Raw genomic sequence first — 24,136 nt, 5'->3', positions numbered from 1 at the left:
CTCGTTCTATAATTTCACTAATCGTAGACTACTCCAATAACTGCAGATACCTGTTATATATTAATTTTCCGATCTTTATAATAGTATTCTCTGTCATGGTCATTGATTTCACGAAGGACACGACACGGATTACCGACCGCGACAACATTCGAAGGAATATCCTTAGTTACAATACTGCCCGCTCCGATCACGGTATTATCTCCAATCTTTACTCCTGGAAGAATAACAGCCCCTGCACCAATCCAGACGTTTCTGCCTATATGAACCGGTATGTTGAATTGTGTTACAGGCTCACGTAGCTCAGGTAGAATGGGATGGCCTCCTGTAGCAACCGTCACATTAGGGCCGAACATCGTATAATCTCCCACATATATATGTGTATCATCTACCATCGTCAGATTAAAGTTCGCGTACACATGACTTCCAAAATGCACATGCTTTCCGCCCCAGTTGGCATGAAACGGTGGTTCAATGTAGCAGTCTTCACCCATCTCAGCGAACATTTCCTTCAGAAGCCCTTGACGCTTTTCCCCTTCGGACGGACGGGTGGCGTTAAAATCATAGAGTTTCTCCAGGCATTTCGCTTGTTCTTTCATCAGCTCTTCATCGGTGCAGCTATAGATCTCACCTGAATGCATTTTTTCGTATGCTGTCATTTTGCTTAATCCCTCCTACAATTTACTACTTACGATAGACTAAATAGTCCGCTTTCGCTAGACACAAGAGCATGACTACTCCCAACTTCATAAGATTCATGACCAGAAAATCATAGGATGTTCACAGAAAATGAGCCATTGTAGAAGGTATTCATCTAACCCTTTTTAACGACCAACTGCATATACTGGCAAAAAAGGACTGAACTCATGAATAAAGGAGATTTTTTTCGTGTATATCTTCCAATCGTTATTTTACTTCTAAAAAAATCAGGTGCAGATAAATCAGTTATTATTATTCTTCTTATTGTGCTAATTTTACTTGAATTTCAAGAACTCGCAGAATTATTAGAAGGCGACTAAATGATCGCCTTTTTTTTATTGATTTTACCCTTTCACTATCCCATTATTAATAGTATAATTTCCCTGTTGTAAATGGTAAATAAGTCTTATTTTTAATATTAAATATTAGATTTATATTCTGACTTAGAGGAAGGTAGCTATGTTGGTGGGAAAACACTCTACGCAAGTTCTAGACGAAAAATCTGTACTTGCCGCTCTAGAGCAATCGCTGGCTATGATCGAATTTAACATGCAAGGAGAAGTGCTATGGGCAAACGATAATTTCGCTCAAGCGATGGGCTATACCATGTCGGAATTGCCGGGAATACATCACCGTCAATTCTGTACACCTGATTTTCTTGAAAGTTCGGAGTATAAGAAGTTTTGGGATAATCTTAGAAATGGCGACAAGTTTCAAGAGAAAATTACTCGTGTGACAAAAGCCGGAAGTCATATTAGCCTTGAAGCAACTTATATGCCAATTCAAGACGAAGATGGACAAGTGATTGCTGTTCTTAAAGTGGCAACGGATATAACGGAAAGAGAGACTGGCACAACTCAAGTTATCAACGAATTAACAAAAATGTCAGAGGATTTACTCTTTCGTACGGAGGAAGGCATTTCACGTAACCAACAAGTAGCTACAGCAATAAATCGGCTGAAGAACGATAACGAAAACAACCTGAATGATCTTCATGACTTGGAGCAGCAGACTACAGCTGTTCGGCGTATTGTACAGATGATCAGAGAGTTCGCATCACAGACGAATCTGCTCGCGTTGAATGCGGCCATAGAAGCGGCGCATGCCGGTGAACATGGACGCGGCTTTGATGTTGTAGCAACCGAAGTCCGTAAACTATCGAAAAGTGTACAAGAAGCCGCTCAAGAGATCCAAGCTACCGTCGAAGGTATTTCAAAGTATGTTACCAGAGTTAGTGAGGGAACGATGACTTCACAGGAAGCAATCGCGAGCAGTCAGATTCAAATCGAACAGGTAGTCGCTGAGTTTGCAGGGATTAGTGAAGCGGTTAGCAAGTTAGATGTACAAGCTAAAATATTGAGCGAAATGGCATAGATCTAATCATAAATAATAGAGCCGCCTTTAGGTGGCTCTATTATTTTTTTCAAGATGATCGAGTGAGTGTGACCTATTTGATTGTTTTACTTACACAGTAGTTGCTACCATGTTCAAGAAGTAGAGTGAGTTCATTCACCATATTATTTTTTGTTATTGAACTAATGAAATGGCAGAGGAGTAATTCATGATGAAAAGAATCGTAACACTAAGTACCCGTAGACTGATGGATACCGCAAAACACGGTGGATGCGGCGCATGCCAGACATCTTGCCAGTCCGCTTGTAAGACTTCCTGCGGCGTTGCTAACCAGCGCTGTGAAAATCCAATGAACAAATAAGGTTTTATCAAATGTTCACCGCCCACTGCTCTAGTAGATGGGCGTCTATTTTTTAAGCCGTTTCTACTCGCATATTAAAGGAGCTTGATTAGCAAGTATGATTCATCAATATCAACTAAACGGATACAACATCGTGCTGGATACCTATAGTGGATCGGTGCATGTTGTTGATGATCTGGCATATGAAATTATTGAACTTTATGAGCATACATCTCCGGAGGAAATCCTGACATTGATGCTTGCACGACATGAGCACGATTTGGATATTACCGAGAATGACATTCGAGAGACCATCGCGGCAGTTCAGGAGCTTAAAGATGATGGACAGCTCTTTACCGAAGATCCGTATGAGAATCTCTCCCTGGATTTAAGGAATCGTCAAACCTATGTTAAAGCGTTATGCCTCAATGTCGCGCATACCTGCAATTTATCCTGCGACTATTGCTTCGCAAGCCAGGGTAAATACAACGGCGACCGGGCCATCATGAGCTATGAAGTTGGACAAAAGGCGATCGATTTCCTGCTGGAAAATTCGGGCCATCACCGGAACCTAGACATTGACTTCTTCGGCGGAGAACCCCTTATGGCCTGGAAAGTCGTCAAGCAGATTGTAGCCTACGCAAGAAGCAAAGAGAAAGAATATAAGAAGAAATTCCGCTTCACCTTCACAACGAACGGTATGCTGCTGAACGATGAAGTCACCGAATTTTTAAATCAGGAAATGTACAATGTTGTACTCAGTCTGGATGGAAGAAAAGAGGTTCATGACCGACTCCGCACAACCGTTAATGGAAAAGGCAGCTATGATCATATTTTACCGAAGTTCCAAGAATTCGTCCGTAAACGCGGAGACCAGGAATACTATGTGCGAGGAACGTACACGCGTAACAACGTAGATTTCACGAACGATATTTTTCATATCGCGGACCTTGGCTTTGATAAAATCTCGATGGAGCCGGTTATTTGTGATCCGCGGGAGCCTTATGCACTAACCGAGAAAGATCTCCCGGAGATTTATAACCAGTACGAAATTCTCGCCAAAGAAATGATCGAGCGTGGGGAGCAAGGTGATGAATTTACCTTCTATCATTACATGCTGGACCTTTCGGAAGGCCCTTGTATCCAGAAAAGAATTACGGGCTGCGGGTCAGGAACGGAATACCTCGCTGTCACACCATGGGGGGAGCTCTTCCCTTGCCATCAGTTCGTCGGTGACGAAGCCTACAGCATGGGGAACCTCTGGGATGGTATCACAAATCCGGAGCTGCAATGCCGATTCAAGGAGAGCAACTGCTACTCAAAGCCGGAATGCAAGGATTGCTGGGCTAAGCTCTACTGCAGCGGCGGCTGTCCTGCCAATGCCCTGCATGCAACGGGCGACATCAACGGCATCTACGACTTTAGCTGTGATGTGTTCCGCAAGCGGGTTGAATGCTCTATGATGGTGAAGGTTGCCGAGTCAATGAGAGCGATGGAGAGCGACTCTTAAAGTTAAATCATGTACTACACTTCAACACGAAGAAAAGGCTGCCGCGGCAGCCTTTTTCTTTATCAATAAAATTCATTTATTTTCAGTTTGTTTTTCATATACATAATATAAGTAGTCTCGGGCTTTGCTGAATTCCTTTCTGAACTCTGCAGGAACTGTATCGATGTCTCTAATACTTGAAACGCCTATTTTTGCCTGAATCGTTTCATAAGTTATTAAGGTTTGAATGTACTGTTCATATTCTTCAGCTGTTAAAACCTCTTTACTGGATGGATCTCCGTTTAGCTTGTCAAAGTAGGGTTGAATTTCGCTCATTGCTACTTTCATTTTCTCTAATTGTTCTGCAGGTACTTGAGAATAATCGATGTTTCCATTCTTATCGCCATATTCAAGTTTTGCATCTGTAACTACATTTAGTAAAACTTTGAATTGTTTAAATTCTTCTTTTCCTAGATCACCTTTTGCTTGAGTTAGTTTTGCATTAAATAATAAGTAGCTCTCCATTGTAATATTAAACGCACGTTTTTTTAGATTCTCAAATGAACCATAGAAATCATCGGCAAGTAACGCTTGATAAGCAAACGCACCTGTTGGAATCATTAAACAAGCAGAAATAATAGCGATAGCCAACCGTTTTCTAAAAAAACGATTTCGTTTGCCACCCATTTCTGACTTTGCTTTATGAACGCCCAATTTACTTCTTTCATGAAGCTCCACAGGGATTTCGATTCTTGATAACTCTTGTTTAAAGTGATTATCCATAGATACCTACCTCCTTTACATTTTGACGAAGCTTATCTAAAGCACGGTATAGGACAGACTTTGCGGTACCAAGTGGGATGTCTAATATCTCTGAAATCTCCTTTAATGTACGATCATCGTAAAACTTCAGTAAAATGACACTCTTCTCATCCTCTTTCAAAGTATCAATCAGCTTATTTAACGATATCGTAAGTGCGATATCTTCATCGTCTGCTCCATTAAGCACTTCAAAGTCTGCATTTAACGGAATCACTTTTTTGTTCCTGTTGATTACGTTCAATGCACAGTTAATCGTAATTTTCATGAGCCAAGTCTTAAAATACTCCGGCTTTTTCAAAGTGCTGATATTCTTAAATGACTGATAGGCCACTTCTTGAACAAGATCTAATGCGTCGTCTTGATTTTTCACATAGACATAGGCCATTCGATAAATATCCGCTTCATACTGCTGGAAAAGCAATAAGAAGGCTTTATCATTACCTTGTTGTGCTTTCTTTACTAAACGTTCCGTTTTCATCACGGCTCCTCCTTTCGTTTGGGTTTACATCTATTAGATAAACGGGAAGGGTTTTTGGCTTAAATATTTCCAAATTATTTTTATGTAATTCCTTAATTTAACATTTAATATAACCTAACCCACTAGCTTAATAGTAGATCAATACAAAAAAAGACATGACAGTACCTACTTCGTACCATCATGCCCTTATATGTTTTTAGTAGATAGCAGCGCTAACAACAATTTGTTCAAAATGAAATTCTACTGCTTAGCTCCCATCAATTCAGGTCTTAAATCCGTAAAGTCCTCTCCCGGCTTACGCAGGGCTTCGAGTACGACCTGCGCGTTATACCCGTCATAGAAATTATAGAAAATACCAGATTCTCCATTCAAAATCTGAATGATCTGCTTCAGAATCGGCAGTGGACTAACGACGTCGTCCACCGGCACAGGCTGAAGATCGGCCTCCTTGCCACTTCTAAACAGATTGTCCCAATTCTCAAGAGCCAAGGTACCTTCCTCCCCGTGAATCACTAGGGAAACACGTTCCTCTCCTTCCCGCTCGTCGGTTCCAGAGAGGTGAATCTCAATATCATTATGTAATCGCAGGACGGCCCGTACACGGCTTTCAGACTGATTCGAATCCGAAGGGAACTCAACCTCACTCTTTACATCCGTAATCGGTCCGAACAATTGCTGGATCATCTGAATCCAGTGAATGCCAACTTCCAGCAGATATCCGCCCTGCTGTCTTGAGGAGATCCATGGATTCTGCTGCCAAGCTCTCGGCCACTGCGGAAACTCCAGATAGAGATCCATCTTAAGGATCTGGCCGATCGCCTGATCGTCAAGTAAAGCCTTCAGCTTCTGGACCGCCGGTTCGAGTGGAAGTGAGAAATGAACTGCATGGAGCACGTCCGCCTTCTCTGCCAACTCCACCAGACTCCGGGCTTCAGTCAAGCTGTTCGCTAGCGGCTTCTCGCAGAAGACGTGAATGCCTTTCTCAAACGCGATCTTCGCCACGTCATAATGTAAGGACGGCGGAACCGCGATATATACGAGGTCAAGCGAAACCTCGTCCAGCAGCTGGCGGTAGTCGGTATACAGTCGGGGACTAATTCCTGCTGCTTCGACTTCCCTTTGCAAACTAGATTCATCACTATCGCAAAGTGCAACTAATTCAATTCTTTCAGCATATTGGGGCAGTAAGCGGTGAATCATAACCCGTCCCATATGACCTAAGCCGATGACGGCCATTTTTAGTTTATTCATCCTGTTCTCCTATTCCACTGATGATTGGATTTTGCAAATAATTGCCACGCCTCTTATTATAGATCAGGTGCTGGAGCCAGTACACTCAGATATACGAAAAAAGACTCTGCCATCAGGCAGAGCCCATGTAAGTCTTATAAGTGTGCTACTCCGATCGTTTCTCGCAACTTTTTATATACTGGGATGGAGTCTGAGAAGTGATTTTCTTAAATATCCTCGCGAAATAATTCCCATCATTAAATCCTACCATGAACGCAACCTCGGTAATGCTATACTTTCCCCTGCCTAAATATAGTTTTGCATTCTCGACCCTCATACAATGGATATATTCAATCACATTCATCTTTGTCTCCTCCTTAAACTTTCTAGAAAGAAGAGTTGAATTCACTTGAATGGCTTCGGCTATCTCCTCTAATGTCAAAGGATGATCCAGATATAATTGAATATAATCCACTGCTTTCTTCACAATGAAGCTATAATTTCGAGTCGAATAGGTATGAATCATTTCGCAGTATTCATTAATGATTTGGATTAGCATCGTTTTGCTTTGATGGAGTGAGGATACTCTTTCAATCAGAAGCGAGAATTTCCCAGATATATGATGAATGAATAAGGGGTGAACGCCCCCTTTCTCAGCAGCGATTCTGCATAGTGTATTTAACACCAGCAGACTGTTCTTGACAGCGCGAATCGGTTGACCCGGAAAGCGATTCAGAAATAAATGAAGCGGATCCTGATCCTTCATGATCATTCGGAGCGCTTTCTTATCTCCTTTCGAAATTAAATCAATCAATATCTTCTCACCTTCGTATCTCTCCTCGATGGATGTGTTACTTTCAGCAAGGATTTCAGTTCTATACTCAGTAGGGTAGCGCTTCGGCTGTAGCGCTATTTCGTGTGCCTGGATGGGTTCATAGTTAGACAGACGGACAAGCAAATCTCCCAGTGCATCCTTCTCCTTACTAGAAATCACCGGAAGCGACTCGTAAAACTTCCATAAGGCTGTCTGCTGACCGATCGGCAGTTGATTATTGGTCATGATAGAGCTCATGGAGCCTTCATGAGGAATGCTTGATAAAAAGGGTCCTATCGCAATGGATCCATAAAATTGCTGTTTATCCCAAATCCCCGCCGCAATATACCCGAATTCATAGGAATTCACATAATAGATAAAACGATTCGATGGATGATTTTCAAGACTTTTGCTTATGACGGTAAAGTCCTCACTGATATTGTGCAATACGGCAGGAATCTCATGACTGACTTGTTGAGCAAACACCATTCCGCTTTGGTCGAGGATTCGCACATCCATTTTTGTAAGCGTATTGATTACAAACCCAATTTTCGGGAAGTCATTGTGAAAAGTTTCAAGGATATTATTCATAAAAATGTCCCCTTCTTCACGATTCGAAAATTATAGAAAATGTGCTAACACAGAAAAAATCGTGCGATACCCAAGACCTCAGAACTAATATAATCCAATTAAAGCGCTTACACAATTGTTTTTTTAGTACTAAGGACTTTATTAACCAAGGGAGGTCTTGCTGTGCGAAAGACATTGAATCTTAATCAAAGCTGGACATTTTTAAAGGATGATGACGTAGATGCCATTCAAGCTATCTTTCAAAACGAGAACTGCGAACCCGTCGATCTTCCTCATACTTGGAATGCGATTGACGGAGCAAACGGTTTCGAATACTACAAAGGGGCCTGCTGGTATCGAAAAGAGTTTACGATATCTTCCCGTGAGCAAAGCAATAGAGTTTATATCGAATTTCAAGGTTCCAACAGCATTACGGATGTTTATGTAAACACCCTCCATATCGGCCAGCACAGAGGCGGCTATTCTATCTTCCGCTTCGATATTACCGAAGCGATTGAGTTCGGCAAGACAAATATATTAGCTGTCAAAGTAGATAACACGGTATACGACGATGTTTATCCCCAAATGGCCGACTTTACGTTCTTTGGCGGAATATATCGTGATGTGAACTTGGTGATCGCGAATCCTGTCCATTTCGATTTGCTCGATTACGGCTCTCAAGGTATTTATATCGTTCAGGATGAAGTCACGGATGAGCGGGCTAGCTTGCGTATTAAATCGAAGATTACCAATGAGCGGGACCAAGAAATGAAAGTAAGGCTATGGGTGAATCTTCTCGATCAACAAGGACAATCAGCTGCATACGCGGCGCAAGAAGTATTCTTGGCAAGCGGAGAAACGAAGGAAGTATCGGTTCCTGCTGTGATCGAGAATCCTGAACTATGGAATGGACGACAAAATGCCTATCTCTATAAAGCCAATGTCTCCTTAACAAGCTTCAACGATACGATTGATGAGGTTTCTATTCCCTTCGGCGTACGATATTTTACGGTGGACCCGGATCAAGGATTCTTCTTGAATGGTGAACACCTTCCACTGCATGGGGTATCCAGGCATCAAGATCGCAAAGATATGGGCTGGGCCATTACGAAGCAAGAACATAAAGGAGATATGGAACTCATCAAAGAAATCGGTGCCACTTCAATTCGCTTGGCTCACTATCAGCATGATCAATATTTCTACGATCTTTGCGACCAAGAAGGCATGGTCATCTGGGCGGAGATTCCTTTTATTTCAGTCATGTCGAGAACAGAACTCGAAGGCACGAACGCAAAGCAACAGATGATGGAACTCATCCGTCAGAACTTCAATCATCCATCGATTATGTTCTGGGGAGTACAGAACGAGATCCAAATCGGCGGCGACAGACCGGAAGTTAGAAGACTGGTCAAAGAATTAAACGATCTGACGAAAAAGGAAGATCCGACTCGTCTCACAACGATGGCGAATGTCAGCTTCGTAGAAATGGATGATGAATACAACTACATCACCGATACGATCGGGTACAACCATTACTTCGGCTGGTATGGAGGAAAACCGGAAGACTTCGCCGGATGGCTAGATCGATATCATGAGCTGAATCCGAAAGTAAAACTATGCATTTCCGAATATGGCGTCGAGGGAATCTTGCAATATCACACCAACAATCCCAAGGTGAAGGATTATACGGAAGAATATCATGCTCTCGTCCATGAAAAAGTGTGGAATATTTTTGCGAAGCGCCCTTACCTCTGGGCAACCTATGTGTGGAACATGTTCGACTTCGGGGCAAACATTCGCAATGAAGGCGGTGTGAAGGGAAGAAACAACAAAGGACTGGTCACGTATGATCGCAAAATTAAGAAAGATGCCTTCTATCTGTACAAGGCAAACTGGTCTGATGCTAAGTTCGTTCATATTACCGGCAAACGTTTCGTTGATCGGCCAGATTCCGAAATTAGCGTAAAAATTTATTCAAACTGCGATGAAGTGATCCTCCATGTTAACGGTGCAGAAGTGGCGGCGAAGACGGGCAATAATCATGTCTTTATTTTTGAAAATGTTCTCATGCAGGACGGCTTGAACGAGATCAAAGCGGTTTCTAGAATAGGCGATGTAATCCATCAAGATGTCGCCAGATTTAACAAAATAGCCGAGCCAAACTTGAGCTATGAGGCTCCTGAAGATAAAGGCGGAGTCATTTCGAACTGGTTTAAGATGCCGGAGGATGCGGATGATGACATTGTCATGGAAGATCTCGAAATTACTCCACATGTGTATTCGTCACGCGATACAATCGGGGCGCTGATGGACAATGAACAAGCCAACGAAGTGCTGAAAAAGTACATGGGCGACTTAAGCGAGAATCCAATGTTCGACATGTTGAAATCACTCAAAATAGATATGATCGCTTCTCTGTCGGACGAATTCTCAGACAAATTGCTTTACCGATTAAACAAAGAATTGATTCAAATTAAGAAGTAGAGGTAAAGAAGGAGCGTGCAAATATGTCCAAACCTGCTCTGAGGAGCGATGTGCACACCTCGATCAACAAAAACCGTCCGTTCGGATGGCGAGATAAATTCGGTTATTTGTTCGGCGATTTGGGGAACGACTTCTTCTTTATTCTCACCAGCACTTTCTTAATGGTTTTCTACACGGACGTTTTTCATATAAGCGCGGCGACGGTCGGTATACTGTTCCTAATCGCCCGTTTGTGGGATGCTTTCGCGGATATGGCCTGGGGACGGTTCATCGATACAAGAAGGGCGACTCTTCATGGGAAGTTCAAGCCATGGATTTTAAGAATGTCCTTACCGCTCGTCATTTCCGGGGTATTAATGTTCGTCTCCATTCCAGGCATGTCTAACGGGTTCTATCTCGCCTGGGCATTCGTAACGTATATCGTATGGGGAACTTTGTATAGCACAGTGAATATTCCCTACGGATCCATGGCGTCTGTCATAACCGATGACTCGGTAGATCGCACGGCATTATCCACTTGGAGAACGATGGGCGCCATGTTAGCAGGCCTCGTCATCGGTGTACTCGGTCCTTTGATCGTGTTTGTGGATAATAAAATTTCCGCCGATCGGATGTTCATGGCTGCTATCGTCTTCGGAGTTCTGGCAATATGCTGCTATTTAGCATGCTACAAGCTGTCGACAGAACGGATTGTAGCGCCTGAAGAAACGAAAGAAAATATGAATATGAGAACCACGATGAAAAGCTTGGTCAAAAATAAGCCTTTGATTTCAATTCTGGCTGCCTCACTAATCATGTTGGTTTGCACCATGCTCTCCGGAACGGTAAACACCTATTTATTTAAAGATTATTTCGGTAATACCACTGCCTTGAGCATGGTAGGCTTATCCCAGATCGCCACTACGTTCCTTGCGATTCCGTTAGCAAAGCCATTGGTTGCAAGGTTCGGGAAGAAGGAAGTCGCTTCGTTGGGAATGCTCATCGCATCCATATCATATTTCATCATCTTTCTTCTACCGGAGCCAACGGTGACACAATACATCATCATAGCCGCAATCGGGATGTTCGGCATGGGCTTCATGAGCATCGTTTCGTGGGCATTCGTTACCGATGTGATCGATTATCATGAGTTCTTATCCGGGCTGCGTGAAGATGCAACCGTGTATTCGCTCTATTCTATGGCCAGAAAAATCGGTCAGGCTATTGCAGGTGGTATTGGCGGATTCGCTATTGCAGCGGTCGGATATAACGCTAGCTTAGAGAAGCAGACGGAAGAGACCTTACACGGAATCTTCTCTCTCGGTACTTTAGTACCTGGCGTTATCTTTCTTGCGGTATTCCTCATCCTCGTGTTCTTCTACCCACTGAACAAGCAGCGCACGAACCAGTTAGCTTCTGATTTATCGGCGAGAAGAAATAAGTATTAAGAAAGGTATTGTGAACCCTGCTGTGCAAGCTGGCACCGGTATTTACTTGGTGCCAGCTTGTTTATGTTTGAGCTGTTTGACCATACTCTTTTTCAGTTTCATTCGCACCTGATTAACTCTTAATAAACACAATCTTCACACCAACCACCTGATCCTGTTCATTCACTGCCTTATACACGCCGTATGCCCCGTCACCGATGCCGGTACGTGATACGACGCCACCAGTCAGAACACCCGCTTCTTCCCCACTTTCCGTGATATCACAGCAGGCAAGATACCAATCGCTATCTGTATCCACCTGATCGTCAAGATCCTCTGCATCTGGAATACGGTAATGATTGATATCAAAAATCCCAGCCTGACCGCTATCTACACCCGCCACAAAAGGACACTTGATCCATTCAAGGAATACCCCCTGTTCAGCTACCGAGTGATGATAAGCTGTCAGCTTGGCGTTGGCTTCACCCCAGTCCGGGATCTCCACCTTCTCCACTTCCGCAGTCCAGGTTCCATTCTCAGCAGACTCCAGCACACCCATGATAATGATGTTCTTATCCAGTTCATAACAAGGGTCAGCAACAACCAACTGCCCAGAATTCACTTCAAAATTGCCTAGTTGAATAACCAATGGGGATACCTCCAATAACTGCGTATGATGGTTTGTAGAACGACATTAAATCTATAATGTATTTCTACAGTATAATTGTTTGTCTTGATGACAAACAATCCTCACGATCTAATTGTTAGTCTATTAACGTAGTGATACACTAATAGTGATTGAGCGAAGTTATCACTATTGCTCATAAAATTATAGAGGGGCCTAGGGCATGAGTAAAAAACACATACGTTATTTTGGCGGATTCATAGAAACTGAGCAAAGATGGTTGAACAGAATGTCAGCTAAAGGGTATCGCTTAATCAGAACAGGCAAGCTATGGTTTGAATTTGAAGAATGTGAACCCAACCAATATGAATATTACATTGATTTTGTAGGCCATAAATCGAATTCCGAAAAGAAACACTATATGAAGTTCTTAAGGGATTTTGGATATCGCGTCATCACGAAAAATATGAAATTCAACAATAATAAAGAAGTCTTAATTATCGAGAGACACCATGACGATAAACCATTTGCACTGCATTCTACAAATGAAGATAAAATGACTTACTATAAGCCACAACGAGATGCGTACTTCATTCTTTTCCTACTTTCTCTCTTTCTGTTCATAAGAAATTCGTTTGTGAAGGAAGAATGGTTCATCCTATCAACTTGGCTATTCTTAGTAGCTTCAGTTATCACTTTCCTTCCGACTCTATTCTATCAAAAACATATTAATCAGCTGAAAAAGGAAGCTGAGCTAAGTGAGTAAAAAAAATAGCCTCCAGGCTGCTTTAGATAGCGAGCCTGGAGGCTATTTATTTGAAGAACTGAGCTACATGAATTGAAATTCTCGGCGCGGCCAAGCTCAATGCCTCTTACTATTACTGCGTATGCTTATATTTCTATTAGATGAAAGTTCTTTTCGAAGCTCTCCCCTGATTACAGCTACAGATCACGTAGCTCAATTCGGAATACATCTGCATATGGCGTCTCTGGCGTCGTCCGAGACAAAACAGTAATTCGGATCTTGCCTTCTTCGATCTCTTCCGCCTTCACTTCTCCGTCATCGCTTAACAAGGAAACGGAGACGAACTGTCCGAAATTTGGCAAGATGAATGAATCGCGAACTTCGGATGAATCGTCAGGATAGAGATGGAATGCATATACCATGCTTCCCTTTCTTGTAAATGCCATGCCGTCCACCATGTAAGGCGCGCATTCACGGGTACCGTATACTGCCTCGCCATTCCGCTTCAGGAATGTGCCAAGATCTCGCAGCGCCGCCATCCCTTTGGCTGGAAGCCTGCCATCCGGCTGAGGTGCAATATTGAGTGCCAAGTTTCCGCCTTTTGCAATAATGTTAACCAGCATGTGGACAAGTTGTCTCGCCGATTTGAATTCGTCGTCGTAGTTGAACGAGAATCTCTTGCCGACTGTAACACAACTCTCCCAAGGAACCATAATCGGATGATCCGGCACCGTTTGCTCTGGCGTAATGAAGTTTTCATAAGGGCCTCCGACAGTACGATCTACCGCCATCAGATGCGGCTGCGTCGTCTCGCGAATTCGTTCAACAATCTCTCCAATTCGTACATCCTGTCCTTTGTTGTCTGGGCGAACCCAACCGCCGTCCAGCCAGAGTGCTTCAATCCGGCCATAATTCGTCATGATCTCCGTAATTTGACGATGCGTCATCTGGACGAACTTCTCCCATAACTCGGGATGCTCCGCCACATCGTAATTGACATTGCGATCCGTCTTACCATCCGGACGGGTGAAGTCCGGAGACCAATAATAAGGTGTATTCCAGTCCGGCTTAGAGAAGTAGGCGTGAACATCCATACCCCGCTCTCGAAATGCATCGAACAGGTGCCGGCATATATCCGCGTACCGGTTCGAGCTGAACGGTGTGTTCGGGCTGGTCACTTTGTAATCCGTCGTTTCGGTATCCCACATGCAGAATCCGTCATGATGCTTGGTCGTGAACAGCAAGTACTGGAATCCGCATTCCTTCGCAAGATCCGCCCACACCTCCGGTTGAAAGCGAATCGGATTAAACGTCGTTCTCAGGTTCCGGTATTGCTGCCGAAACTCGTTCATATCATCGGTCCAATCTACATCCTTCTTCGACCAATCGGCACTGTCGTCGGACATGCACCAGGATTCGTAAATGCCCAGTTGGCATGCAGGTGACCAATGAATCATAAACCCAAGCTTGTGGTCACGGAATTTATCCAGTGCCTCCAATACCTCCGGGTTATGAGGACGCACATACATGTCCTCTGCCGTATAATCATGGACACCATTGTTCATAGCATCTTTTTTTGTTCCCGCCATAGCGATTCTCCTCTCATGAAGCGAAGCCCCCGGTCGTATCAGGAGGCTTCGCTGTTTAATCTATGTTATTGAGTCGCCTTCCAAGCGTCGTATTGTTTCTGCATTTCCGCAATGACCTTCTCTGAGCCGGCAGCTTTCAACTTCTCATTTACTTTCGGCAAGAACTGCGCCGGATCAACGGAACCCGTAATTAAAGGCAATCTCACTTCTGCCGTCACGTTCTGAATTGCAGCAATCTCGGCTTGTACTGGAGCCGGATCGAAGACGAATCCGACCAGCGGCGAAACTTGCGCTTCGTCGTTAAACTTTTTGAATTGCTCCCATTTGTCCGCAGGGTCCGCTTCCGTCAAGTAGTTCAAGAAGCCGTTCCCGAATTGGAACCAACCCGTGTTCCAGCGTTCTTTTCTCGCCGGCAAATCTTTGACCACGTTATCGGATACTTTCTCGTAATGTACGCCTTCAATACCGTAAACGAACAAGTTATGGAGATATACATCGCCATGCAGCATGTTGATGAACATCATCGCTCTTTCTGGATCTTCGGATGTCTTCGGAATCGTCAGCATCGCGCCCATAACGGAGTTCGTTGTGACGATCGGCTTCTCAACCGGATTGTAGCTGACATCGAAGCCAGCACGGTTCGTCCAAATAACCTCTGCTGTCGGAATACCGCCGGATATACCGGTCAGCCACTTACCTGCTTGCTCCTCATTCTCAGGACGGGCGTAGGTTGCAACGTCAGGGCGAATATAGCCGGCCTTGTAGTAGGCGTGCACTGTGTCCAGCGCTTGCTTTGCTTCCGGTGTCTCCCACATGTTTATGATCTTATTGTCCGTTGACATCGGTTCATAGACCATACCGAATGGAATGTTCTCGTTCATAACATAATCGAACGGCACGTACCATAGCGATTGCTGCGTCGGCTCGATTGGGTAAATCGTCGAATCTTTCTCCTTCAGCTGCTTCAGGATTGGCTCTGCGCTTGCAATCGAGTTCACCCCAGATGCGTCAATGCCATGCTGTTTCAGAAGTGGATCGTTAAAGCGCAATACCCATTGCGAAGCGATTTCCTTCGGATTTTGAACCCCGTAGTTTTGTCCGTTAACCTTGGATAGGTCCAAGAATTTGCTGTACATTGATTTCAGCGCGTCTTGACCATGCTTCTCTAGCAGTTCATTGACTGGATTCAGAGCGCCTTTGGAGGCAAGCGGAACCATATGCTTCGCTTGTGCGAACAAGACGTCGATCTTCTGGCCGGATGCGAGGAAGACTGGCACTTTCTGCTCAGCTTCTGCCCAAGGAACAAAATTGATTTTGACTGTCGCGTTGATCTTCGGCTGTATGTACTCGTTGACCTTCTGCTCAATAAGCTCTGTATCTTTCTGTGGATCGCCAAAGAAATACAGCACCAGCTCATACGGTTTCAATGCAGTTTCCTCTGTTTGACCAGTCGCCTCAGGCGTCGGGGAATTGTTTGCCTCCGATTGTGTGTTCTCGGTGCTGTTTTTTCCGCCGCAAGCGCTGAGAACGATGGTCAGCAGCAAGATCGCCGCTAATGAAATCAACCCTCTTTTTTTATTTCTCAGAAACATATTATACCCTCCTGTATTGTTTGTTTTATTTAATGTACCGTTCGCTTGGAGGCGCCCGCCACTTTAAACAACTACCCCTTGATGGAACCTACGGTCAACCCTTGAATGAAAAACCGCTGGAAAAACGGATAAGCGAGTACGATTGGCGCTGTTGCCACAACAACCATAGCCATTCGAATCGTCTCTTGCGGTAGGTTCGCGATTAATGATGCATCTGATGTAGACAATGAATCGGTATTTTCAAGCAAATACTGCAGGTTGTTCTGAATTCTTGAGAGCATGTATTGAAGCGGCGTCAGTTCCGGCTTGTCGATGAAGAGCATCGCATTGAACCAATCGTTCCAATAAGCCAAAGCACTGAACAAGCCGATGGTCGCAATGCCGGGTAACGAGATTGGAAGCACCATTCGTACGAAGATGGAGAAGTCTCCGGCCCCGTCGATCTTGGCCGCTTCGATCATCCCCTCTTCTATCGTCGTCTTGTAGAAGGTTCTCATGACAATGATATAGAAGGCGTTGACACTAAGCGGAAGGATCAGTGCCCATATCGTATCCTTCATATGCAGCACTTGTGTCACCATCATATAGAAAGGAACGAGACCTGCGTTGAACAGCATCGTCAGGAATGCGATAAACGTAAATAGTTTGCGGTACGCAAACTCCGACCTCGAGATCGCGTAAGCGTACGGCAGAATCAAGAGCAAGCTAATGATCACGCCGAGCACTGTAATCAGGATGGAGACAAGGAAGGAGTTCAGCATCTGACCGGAATCCTCCAGTAAGTACGAGTAGGCGGAAAAGCTCCACTGCTCGGGCCAGATCCGGTATCCGTTACGCGTCAACGACTTCTCTTCCGTCAGCGAGATAATGATCGTAAATACAAACGGCATGATACAAGCGAATGCGACCAGCGCGGCCACAATATTCCAAAACCAGTTCCAGCCTCGAGTAAAACCTTCGATATTCGCGCTGTTCTTTGATTTCATGCAAGCTTCCTCCTTCGTTTAGAATAGGGCGTCGTCTTTGCTGATTTTGCGGACCGCGTAGTTGGCTGTCAAAACCAGAATGCAGCCGACAATCGACTGATATAGACCAGCGGCAGCGCTCATGCTAAATTCGCCCATTTCTTTCATGCTGCGATAGACATACGTATCGATTACGTTCGTAACCGGGAACAGCAAGCCGGATTCGCGCGGCACTTGATAGAACAGACCGAAATCGGAGTGAAAGATTTGGCCGACCGCAAGTATCGTCAGGATGATGATCAAAGGTTTCAAATGCGGGATCGTCACGCTGCGGATTTGCTGCCATTTGCTGGCCCCGTCAATAACTGCCGCTTCGTAATAAGTTCGATCTATGCCTGCGATCGCCGCGATATAAATGACGCTGGAATAGCCGATCGTCTTCCACACCTGCGCAAGAATGAGGATGAACGGCCAGTAAACCGTTTCGTTGTACCACATCTTAGGCTCCATTCCCAAGCTTACCAGGACGTTATTAAGAAACCCTTTGTCCATGCTGAGAAAAGCGAATACAAAGTAACCGACAACGACCCAAGACAGAAAGTGCGGAAGCATCATGCCTGTCTGATAAAACTTGGACATCCGCTTATTGGTCAGCCCGCTGACCACAATGGCCAGCGCCACAGGAATAATGACGCCAAGTAAAATAAAAGCGAGATTATACAGCAGCGTATTGCGCGTGATGATAAAGGCGTCGTTCGTCTGGAACAGAAACTTGAAATTATCAAAGCCGACCCATTCCGCACTCCAGATGCCGTGGAATATGCCTTTGGTATTGTAAGTGAATTTCTGAAAAGCAATTAAATTGCCGAATATAGGCATATACTTCATGATGATGAACCATAAAGTCGCAGGAAGCACCATTAGCAGAAAAATTCGATTACGTTTCAGCCGTTTCCATTTTGTAGCCATTCTCCACTCTCCATTTCTATCCCAAGTTGTCTTCACCTGTTACTTAAAGCGTTTTCATCTTGGTTCTATTATCCTTGCTACACGGCCTTGCAGAAAGAGGAAAAATCCAAGATGAACCGTCGGAACTCAATGAGAAAACGACTGGTTTAGACATTTCGAAGATAGATGACCGTTTATGCCGAAAGCATATGAGAACACAAAAAATCGCCGGCTGCTCCTATCGCAACCGGCGAATTATCGATATCGGAGTATGCTTTCTTACCCTCTTTGCACTCCTTTGCTAGCGGAACGGAATTCGGTAGGCGATACGCCCGTAAATTTCGTAAACAGCTTGTAGAAGTAGTTGGGATCGAGGCAGCCCACCTTGGCCGCGATTTCGTTGCCCTTCAGCTCGGTCTGAAGAAGTAGTTCCTTGGCGACTTGGATGCGATAACCGTTAACGTAGTCCGTAAATCCGACGCCGATCTCCTTCCTGAACAATTGGCCCAAGTAGACGGGATGAACTTTGTAGATCTGACCGAGCGTCTTCAACGACAACTCCGATTCGTAACGGGTATGGATATCCTGAACGACTTTACTAATAACCGGACTTCGGTTCTCTTCCGCTACAGAGACAGCGTCGAGCGACTCGTCTGCAAATTGCTGTATATATTGTTTAATCTGGTCTACACTCCTTAATCGGAACAACGGAGCGAAGCTCTCAATAAAGTTATGGCGTCCGGTCTGCTTAGCGACTTGAAGCATTATTTCAAGGGCGCCGTCCTGCGCATCCGCAAGAGACGCGCGCATATCCTCCTTCAATCCATCAAACGATTCGTCGACCCATTGCCGGAGCCCCTTGCGGTCTTTCTTGGCGAGCAGCGAAGTCAGCGTCTGTAACTCCTGCAGGAATGCGATGCTGGACGACCGCTTGCCGGCATGCTCCCCGTCAACGATAAACCGGTCTCCGTTAATCTTCCTCTGAATCTGCATTTCTTTGGCCTGCCGATAGCTCTCTGGTACTTCAAGGTAACTGCCGACTGTCGCGCCTATGGAGAACAGCATATCAATCCGCCATCGATCCTTAATGCTCTCATAGAGACTCTCCAGCTCCTTATGCAATACTTCGCGATTCAGGCTGCCGCCATACTCTGAGAACAAGATCACGATGTCGCCGTCTAAATCTACAAATTCGAGTGTCGTATAAGTGGAGAGCAGCATCGATGTATCTCTACGGACCATCTCGCACACTTCAGATACAAGCTCGTTACGCACGTCGGGCGGAAAGCTATCTCCGGCTTGATCACTTCTTAGAAGGCTGCCGGTTACGACAGCATACGCGCGGTGATGAAGCGGAATGTCTGCCATCTCCGCGCGCTGCTTCAACTCCGCCATTGGAATCGAGCGGCTCATCCACCGATTAAGCACGTTGGTTCGCAATATTTGCTTCTCTTCGATGGATCGAATCCGTCGCTGCCCTTCATGCTCCAGTTTTCTTACAGCTGTCGTTACCGTCGCGGACAGCTCGTTCACATCGACGGGCTTGAGAAGATAATTTTCGATGCCGAAACGCATCCCTTCCTTCACATGCTGGAAATCGTCATAGCCGCTCAGAACGATGAACTTAACACGTGGATCGACGGAGCGAATCGTCTCGATCAGCTTCAGGCCGTCCATGCCGGGCATTCGGATATCGGTCATAACGACGTCAACCGGTTGATCCAGAAATTGTTCCAACGCCTGCTCACCGCTCGAAGCTTGCGACGCGATCCGTAGACCGTGCTCTTCCCAATCGATAACGGAATACATGCCTTTCAAGATGAGCGGCTCGTCATCTACAATCATGATCTTGTACATGTTGTCTCACTCCTTGATGACGGCTGGAATCTTCAAAATAACTTCCGTCCCAGCTCCGTCCATGCTTTCAATTGCCAAACCGAATTCGCTGCCGTACACCATCTGCAGTCTCATATGAACGTTGCTTAAGCCGAGAGAATCGGACTTCGCTTCCAGTTCGCTCTTCTCCGTCAAGGATTGGCGCAGCTTTGTCAATTCCGGAAGCGGTATTCCCCTGCCGTTGTCACTTACGCGTACTATGATAACGTCTTGCTTCAAAATCCCTTCGATGAGAATTAAATTGTCCTGCCGGTCCGCTCTGAAACCATGGAGTACATAGTTCTCGATCAGAGGCTGTACGGACAGCTTTAAAATCTCATGGCGTCCGACTTCCTCCGGAATATCAAACTCCACCTGAAGCTGATTCGGATAACGAATCTGGAAGAGCTCCAGATAGATACGGCAGCGTTCCATCTCCGCCGCCACATCTACTTTCATCGCGCTTTTCATCGTGGTGCGGAACAAAGCTGCGAGCAAGAATATCATATGGCCCGCTTCCCGGGCCCCTTGAGCGACCGCGTTCATCCGGATCGCCTCCAGCGTATTGTACAGAAAATGCGGATTCATCTGCATCTGCATGGCAACGATCTCGGCGTTTTTCTGCTTAATTTCGGATATATACACTTTCTCGATATGATCGTTAACACGCTCAACCATCTTGTTAAAGTTCGAGGAAATCTGGTATAACTCGTCCCCTTTAGTAAGCGGAATGCGTACATTCCATTGACCTTCATCCAGTTTCTCCATTGCCCGAACGATCACCTTCGTCCGCATGGAAAACCGCAGAATCAAAATATAGGTCAGCAGCAGCGCGACGGCAATGAATAGGCCGGTCAATATCGCAATCCATCGTTGCAGCGCCTTCGTGCCCGAGCGGAGCTGCTCGCCAGACATGATCCCTGCAACGATGACGCCAGCCTTGTTCGCGGTAGAAACCATAAACTCCCATTTCGATTTCGGCGCGTCGCTGTCGAGCAAGCTTTCGACCGGATAGCGCTGCCCGTACCATTGCATAGAGGAATCATAGATAACGTCGCCATCACGCGTGAGGACCATAAGTTCCCCTTTCAAATCAGAAGGGGCGCGCTGACTCGACTTCATAATGGCGTTAGCCCTATATTGGATCATGATCTGGCCGATCGGCTCCAGCGTATCCGGATTTTTCAGCTCGGCTGCGTAGACGTACAGTGGCTGATTATCTGCACTCTTATTGGTCATCACAGGAGAAATAGGCAGCGAATTGGCATAATACTCACGATCCTCCGCCACGCGCGCCGGCAGTTCATTCGGCGTGACGATCTCCAGCGAGAGTTGGGAAGTCACCCGGTATACCTCTCCTTCCTTACCTAGGAATAGGATGGAGTCGAGGTCGGACCCGTTGTTGAAGTAAGCGGACAGCGATTTTAAAGAATTATTGATAGGGGTATCGACGTCGAAATACCGATCAAGCTGATACGATAAAAATTCCGCGTAACCTTTCTCGAGCAGCACCTCGAAATATTGCATAAAGCTTTCGTTCGAGTATATACTCTCCAGCATCATTTTTGACGCATCCATGCGCTGATCGATATAGGCGCTGACATTGGCGGATGCCTCCTGCATCTGCAATGTCTCCTTGTTGATCATATATTGCGTGAAATATTGATAGATAAAGAAGGCAAGCGCAACCAAAGTGACCATGATAATAACCGAATAGGTTAGCAATATTTTATTAAACAGCTTCTCTGCAAAATGGGTACGATACAGCTCACTTACCATGCGTGTCAACCTTCTCATCCTGTCTCTTCTTCACCCTTTCTGCCCAGCACTGCTGAATACGCTTACAATTTCACCCTCGAATAGAACCAGCTTATATTTAATCAAGCCTCATACACTTCGCTTCGTACGCCCGATTCGTGCACATCGTATGACGTGAATATACAGGTATCACACTGGAAATTAAATGTAGTCTTATCATAAAGAACCTGCTGCGGCGATTCAATACACAATTTAAATATATTTATATCAGACCGCTAACTATATTGATTTAAGACGGTCATTCTTAACTTTTTCCCCTTTTGGATCGTATCGGATTTACCCATAATCAAACGTGAAAACGATTACAACTTGAGGAAGGAGAATGAATTAATGAAGAAATGTTTCATGATGGCTAGCTTATCCGTACTCCTCGTTTTTACTTCTTTTGTGCTAGTTCCGCCGCAGAACGAGGTATTGGCTGCTTTCAACCAGCAAGTCTACGAAGCTGAGAACGGCACGATCGGCAGCGGAGCAGCTGTCGCAAGCAAGTCGAATGCGTCCGGCGGCAGCGCCATTGGGAGCATGCATAATAATAACGCTTATACCCAAATCCAGAATGTGGACGGCGGACAAGCCGGGGGCAAGTACGAGCTTACCATTCGATACGCAACAGGCGATGCCATCGCAACAAAAGCACTGTATGTAAATGGCGCCAAAGTGGCGGATCTACAGTTCAATTCGACAGGAGGATGGAATACTTTTGTCAATAAAACGGTAGAGGTTACGCTGAATGCCGGGGCAACGAACAGCATCAAGCTCCAGAATGACGGCGGCTCAACCTTTACGTACGGTGTAGAAATCGATAAATATTCGCTATCTCCGAAGACGTTCAAGGTAGCCGGATATATTCACCCTGCGAGCTTCAGCTATAACGACATCGATTCGGCCGCGTTCGATTACATCACCGATGTCATCCTCATCGGCTTCCACACCTTGGATACAAGCGGCAATATTGTAACGAGAACCGATGATCCGAACTTAGCGAATTGGCCTCAATACGTGAGCACAATGCATCAAGCTGTCGGCAACAGACCGGTCAAAAAATGGATTACACTAAACGCTGATGCGACTACGATGGCCCAAGTCGTCGGCAATCCGACAGCCAGAGCCAATTATATCGCACAAGTGGACAGTTTTCTCACCCAATACGGCTTCGACGGCGTCGATATCGATTGGGAGTATCCAAGCAATGCGACCCAGTGGAATAACTTCGGCACCACCATTATCGAGATGCAGCAAACGCTTGGCAAAAACGGCAAAAGCATCTCCCTCGCGCTGTCCGCTTGGGGTGTAAGCTTGAGCGCCAACGCATTCGCTAGCGTCGATCATATTAACTATATGAACTATGACGCCGGCTACTATCATGCACCGTTCGAGAACTCACGCTCCGGCATCAACTACTTCCTGAACCTTGGCGTGCCTAAGGAAAAGATCAATCTCGGCCTCGCCTGGTACGGCAGACCGTTCGACGGCTCCGCCTACTGGCCGGGCTATGACGAGATCAACTCTACAGCCTCGATCACTCCGGAAACAGACATTGTGTATAACTATCAGGTGGACGTAAACAATGGCTCTCCTATTCTAAAGAACATCTATTTCAACGGAATCGATATGAACAAAAGAAAAATGCTTCTCGCTCAGGATATGGAAGTCGGCGGTGTCATGATGTGGCATCTGTTCGCCGATGTACCGGTTAGCGATTCTAAATCGCTGCTCAAAGCGATCACGGATGAGAAAGACGGGCATCAAGCTTATCGGAGCATGACGAACCTGGCCGCCAATCAGTGGTATGACGCCAATGTCAGCGACGGGTCGGGATTTGATGTGCATAAGGCCTTCGATAGCAACGACAAAACGACGTATTGGCAAGCACCGGCAGGCGTGACCAGCAATGCTTACTTGCAGCTCGACTTCAAGCAAGCAACGACGTTAAATACGGTCGTGCTCAAAGAGCATGGAAACAACGTAAGGTCATTCAAGGTGCAGAATTGGTCCGGTGGGCAATGGGTGGATATCTACTCAGGCGATCTGATGGGAGCTTATAAAGTGATCAACTTCCCTGCCATTACAACGAGCAACATCAGGGTGCTTATCACTTCGGCCGAGCTACCGAATATTCCAAGCGGCAGCTTCTCGCAATTCAACAATCTGGGAATCTACGAATTCGAAGTCTACAATAAATAAAACTCGACGCATGGCCTGGGGTAAGATTTATGGCGGTGCCCATGCAGTTGGAATTGCAAAAGCCCGGTTCAGCCATATTTCGGCTGATCGGGCTTTTGCATCAAATTCAAAGG

General features: G+C 45.5%; 20 protein-coding genes. 8 read left to right on the top strand and 12 right to left on the bottom strand.

The window, feature by feature from the left end; translation table 11 throughout:
- Positions 1-53 precede the first annotated feature (53 nt).
- Entirely contained in the window at positions 54-656 is a 603-nt protein-coding gene (locus ACFQV5_RS01705; RefSeq protein WP_379242975.1) for a sugar O-acetyltransferase, read from the bottom strand.
- 207 nt (positions 657-863) lie between these two features.
- Between ACFQV5_RS01705 and ACFQV5_RS01700 the strand changes: the two genes are divergently transcribed.
- From ACFQV5_RS01700 to scfB, 4 genes are all read left to right on the top strand, one after another.
- Entirely contained in the window at positions 864-1,016 is a 153-nt protein-coding gene (locus tag ACFQV5_RS01700) for a hypothetical protein (protein WP_379242973.1), read from the top strand.
- 139 nt (positions 1,017-1,155) lie between these two features.
- Positions 1,156-2,070: a methyl-accepting chemotaxis protein gene (locus ACFQV5_RS01695; RefSeq protein ID WP_379242971.1), complete on the top strand. Its 915-nt coding sequence runs from the start codon at positions 1,156-1,158 to the stop codon at positions 2,068-2,070.
- A gap of 190 nt (positions 2,071-2,260) precedes the next feature.
- Entirely contained in the window at positions 2,261-2,410 is a 150-nt protein-coding gene (gene scfA, locus ACFQV5_RS01690) for a six-cysteine ranthipeptide SCIFF (RefSeq protein ID WP_379243149.1), read from the top strand.
- 97 nt (positions 2,411-2,507) lie between these two features.
- A complete protein-coding gene (scfB, locus tag ACFQV5_RS01685) occupies positions 2,508-3,899 on the top strand; it encodes a thioether cross-link-forming SCIFF peptide maturase (RefSeq protein ID WP_379242969.1) in 1,392 nt (463 codons plus the stop codon).
- A gap of 72 nt (positions 3,900-3,971) precedes the next feature.
- Here the strand turns inward: scfB and ACFQV5_RS01680 are convergent, their stop codons facing one another.
- The 4 genes from ACFQV5_RS01680 to ACFQV5_RS01665 all read right to left on the bottom strand — a co-directional run bounded on the left by ACFQV5_RS01680 (position 3,972) and on the right by ACFQV5_RS01665 (position 7,813).
- Positions 3,972-4,661 carry a DUF3600 domain-containing protein gene (locus ACFQV5_RS01680; RefSeq protein ID WP_379242967.1) on the bottom strand — a complete coding sequence of 230 codons (690 nt, stop codon included), beginning with the start codon at positions 4,659-4,661 and terminating at the stop codon, positions 3,972-3,974.
- Entirely contained in the window at positions 4,654-5,178 is a 525-nt protein-coding gene (locus ACFQV5_RS01675) for a sigma-70 family RNA polymerase sigma factor (RefSeq protein WP_379242965.1), read from the bottom strand. The genes ACFQV5_RS01680 and ACFQV5_RS01675 overlap by 8 nt, the downstream gene beginning before the upstream one ends.
- 240 nt (positions 5,179-5,418) lie before the next feature.
- Positions 5,419-6,429 (bottom strand): Gfo/Idh/MocA family protein, encoded by a 1,011-nt coding sequence (locus ACFQV5_RS01670; RefSeq protein WP_379242963.1) that lies wholly within the window; start codon positions 6,427-6,429, stop codon positions 5,419-5,421.
- A gap of 145 nt (positions 6,430-6,574) precedes the next feature.
- Positions 6,575-7,813 carry a helix-turn-helix transcriptional regulator gene (locus ACFQV5_RS01665; protein WP_379242961.1) on the bottom strand — a complete coding sequence of 413 codons (1,239 nt, stop codon included), beginning with the start codon at positions 7,811-7,813 and terminating at the stop codon, positions 6,575-6,577.
- A 162-nt stretch (positions 7,814-7,975) separates the two neighbouring features.
- Here ACFQV5_RS01665 and ACFQV5_RS01660 point away from each other — a divergent pair, with 162 nt between their 5' ends.
- A complete protein-coding gene (locus ACFQV5_RS01660) occupies positions 7,976-10,276 on the top strand; it encodes a glycoside hydrolase family 2 protein (RefSeq protein ID WP_379242959.1) in 2,301 nt (766 codons plus the stop codon).
- Between the two features lie 23 nt (positions 10,277-10,299).
- Positions 10,300-11,703, top strand: a complete 1,404-nt coding sequence (locus tag ACFQV5_RS01655) for an MFS transporter (RefSeq protein ID WP_379242957.1) — start codon at positions 10,300-10,302, stop codon at positions 11,701-11,703.
- A 112-nt stretch (positions 11,704-11,815) separates the two neighbouring features.
- Here ACFQV5_RS01655 and ACFQV5_RS01650 read toward each other — a convergent pair whose 3' ends face one another.
- Positions 11,816-12,331 carry a DUF4241 domain-containing protein gene (locus tag ACFQV5_RS01650; RefSeq protein ID WP_379242955.1) on the bottom strand — a complete coding sequence of 172 codons (516 nt, stop codon included), beginning with the start codon at positions 12,329-12,331 and terminating at the stop codon, positions 11,816-11,818.
- A gap of 199 nt (positions 12,332-12,530) precedes the next feature.
- On the opposite strand from ACFQV5_RS01650, the gene ACFQV5_RS01645 reads away from it, so the two are divergent.
- On the top strand, positions 12,531-13,073 hold the full coding sequence (locus ACFQV5_RS01645) for a DUF2812 domain-containing protein (protein ID WP_379242953.1): 543 nt from the start codon (positions 12,531-12,533) through the stop codon (positions 13,071-13,073).
- A gap of 176 nt (positions 13,074-13,249) precedes the next feature.
- On the opposite strand, the gene ACFQV5_RS01640 is transcribed toward ACFQV5_RS01645, so the two are convergent.
- The 6 genes from ACFQV5_RS01640 to ACFQV5_RS01615 all read right to left on the bottom strand — a co-directional run bounded on the left by ACFQV5_RS01640 (position 13,250) and on the right by ACFQV5_RS01615 (position 21,818).
- Positions 13,250-14,641, bottom strand: a complete 1,392-nt coding sequence (locus ACFQV5_RS01640; RefSeq protein ID WP_379242951.1) for an alpha-L-fucosidase — start codon at positions 14,639-14,641, stop codon at positions 13,250-13,252.
- Between the two features lie 65 nt (positions 14,642-14,706).
- The gene (locus tag ACFQV5_RS01635) at positions 14,707-16,233 is read right to left on the bottom strand and encodes an ABC transporter substrate-binding protein (protein WP_379242949.1); all 1,527 of its coding nucleotides are present in this window, start codon (positions 16,231-16,233) and stop codon (positions 14,707-14,709) included.
- A gap of 71 nt (positions 16,234-16,304) precedes the next feature.
- On the bottom strand, positions 16,305-17,219 hold the full coding sequence (locus ACFQV5_RS01630) for a carbohydrate ABC transporter permease (protein WP_379242947.1): 915 nt from the start codon (positions 17,217-17,219) through the stop codon (positions 16,305-16,307).
- A gap of 18 nt (positions 17,220-17,237) precedes the next feature.
- Positions 17,238-18,167, bottom strand: coding sequence for an ABC transporter permease (locus ACFQV5_RS01625; RefSeq protein ID WP_379243147.1), 930 nt, complete (start codon positions 18,165-18,167; stop codon positions 17,238-17,240).
- 258 nt (positions 18,168-18,425) lie between these two features.
- On the bottom strand, positions 18,426-20,003 hold the full coding sequence (locus ACFQV5_RS01620) for a response regulator (RefSeq protein ID WP_379242945.1): 1,578 nt from the start codon (positions 20,001-20,003) through the stop codon (positions 18,426-18,428).
- Between the two features lie 6 nt (positions 20,004-20,009).
- The gene (locus ACFQV5_RS01615; protein ID WP_379242943.1) at positions 20,010-21,818 is read right to left on the bottom strand and encodes a cache domain-containing sensor histidine kinase; all 1,809 of its coding nucleotides are present in this window, start codon (positions 21,816-21,818) and stop codon (positions 20,010-20,012) included.
- Positions 21,819-22,169: 351 nt separating this feature from the next.
- Between ACFQV5_RS01615 and ACFQV5_RS01610 the strand changes: the two genes are divergently transcribed.
- Complete coding sequence (locus ACFQV5_RS01610) at positions 22,170-24,023, top strand: glycosyl hydrolase family 18 protein (protein WP_379242941.1); 1,854 nt, start codon at positions 22,170-22,172, stop codon at positions 24,021-24,023.
- The last annotated feature ends 113 nt before the right edge of the window (positions 24,024-24,136 follow it).

Source organism: Paenibacillus sp. GCM10028914 (assembly GCF_042666275.1).
Taxonomy (GTDB): Bacteria; Bacillota; Bacilli; order Paenibacillales; family Paenibacillaceae; genus Paenibacillus_AQ.
Note: the sequence above shows the minus strand (reverse complement) of the source record. Positions and strands in the feature narration are given on the sequence as shown.

Coding starts and splice junctions, on each gene's coding strand:
- ACFQV5_RS01675 (WP_379242965.1), bottom strand. CDS start 5,178: ATGAAAACGGAACGTTTAGTAAAGAAAGCACAACAAGGTAATGATAAA.
- ACFQV5_RS01705 (WP_379242975.1), bottom strand. CDS start 656: ATGACAGCATACGAAAAAATGCATTCAGGTGAGATCTATAGCTGCACC.
- ACFQV5_RS01700 (WP_379242973.1), top strand. CDS start 864: ATGAATAAAGGAGATTTTTTTCGTGTATATCTTCCAATCGTTATTTTA.
- ACFQV5_RS01640 (WP_379242951.1), bottom strand. CDS start 14,641: ATGGCGGGAACAAAAAAAGATGCTATGAACAATGGTGTCCATGATTAT.
- ACFQV5_RS01625 (WP_379243147.1), bottom strand. CDS start 18,167: ATGGCTACAAAATGGAAACGGCTGAAACGTAATCGAATTTTTCTGCTA.
- ACFQV5_RS01615 (WP_379242943.1), bottom strand. CDS start 21,818: ATGAGAAGGTTGACACGCATGGTAAGTGAGCTGTATCGTACCCATTTT.
- ACFQV5_RS01680 (WP_379242967.1), bottom strand. CDS start 4,661: ATGGATAATCACTTTAAACAAGAGTTATCAAGAATCGAAATCCCTGTG.
- ACFQV5_RS01695 (WP_379242971.1), top strand. CDS start 1,156: ATGTTGGTGGGAAAACACTCTACGCAAGTTCTAGACGAAAAATCTGTA.
- ACFQV5_RS01620 (WP_379242945.1), bottom strand. CDS start 20,003: ATGTACAAGATCATGATTGTAGATGACGAGCCGCTCATCTTGAAAGGC.
- ACFQV5_RS01645 (WP_379242953.1), top strand. CDS start 12,531: ATGAGTAAAAAACACATACGTTATTTTGGCGGATTCATAGAAACTGAG.
- ACFQV5_RS01630 (WP_379242947.1), bottom strand. CDS start 17,219: ATGAAATCAAAGAACAGCGCGAATATCGAAGGTTTTACTCGAGGCTGG.
- scfB (WP_379242969.1), top strand. CDS start 2,508: ATGATTCATCAATATCAACTAAACGGATACAACATCGTGCTGGATACC.
- ACFQV5_RS01670 (WP_379242963.1), bottom strand. CDS start 6,429: ATGAATAAACTAAAAATGGCCGTCATCGGCTTAGGTCATATGGGACGG.
- scfA (WP_379243149.1), top strand. CDS start 2,261: ATGAAAAGAATCGTAACACTAAGTACCCGTAGACTGATGGATACCGCA.
- ACFQV5_RS01610 (WP_379242941.1), top strand. CDS start 22,170: ATGAAGAAATGTTTCATGATGGCTAGCTTATCCGTACTCCTCGTTTTT.
- ACFQV5_RS01665 (WP_379242961.1), bottom strand. CDS start 7,813: ATGAATAATATCCTTGAAACTTTTCACAATGACTTCCCGAAAATTGGG.
- ACFQV5_RS01655 (WP_379242957.1), top strand. CDS start 10,300: ATGTCCAAACCTGCTCTGAGGAGCGATGTGCACACCTCGATCAACAAA.
- ACFQV5_RS01635 (WP_379242949.1), bottom strand. CDS start 16,233: ATGTTTCTGAGAAATAAAAAAAGAGGGTTGATTTCATTAGCGGCGATC.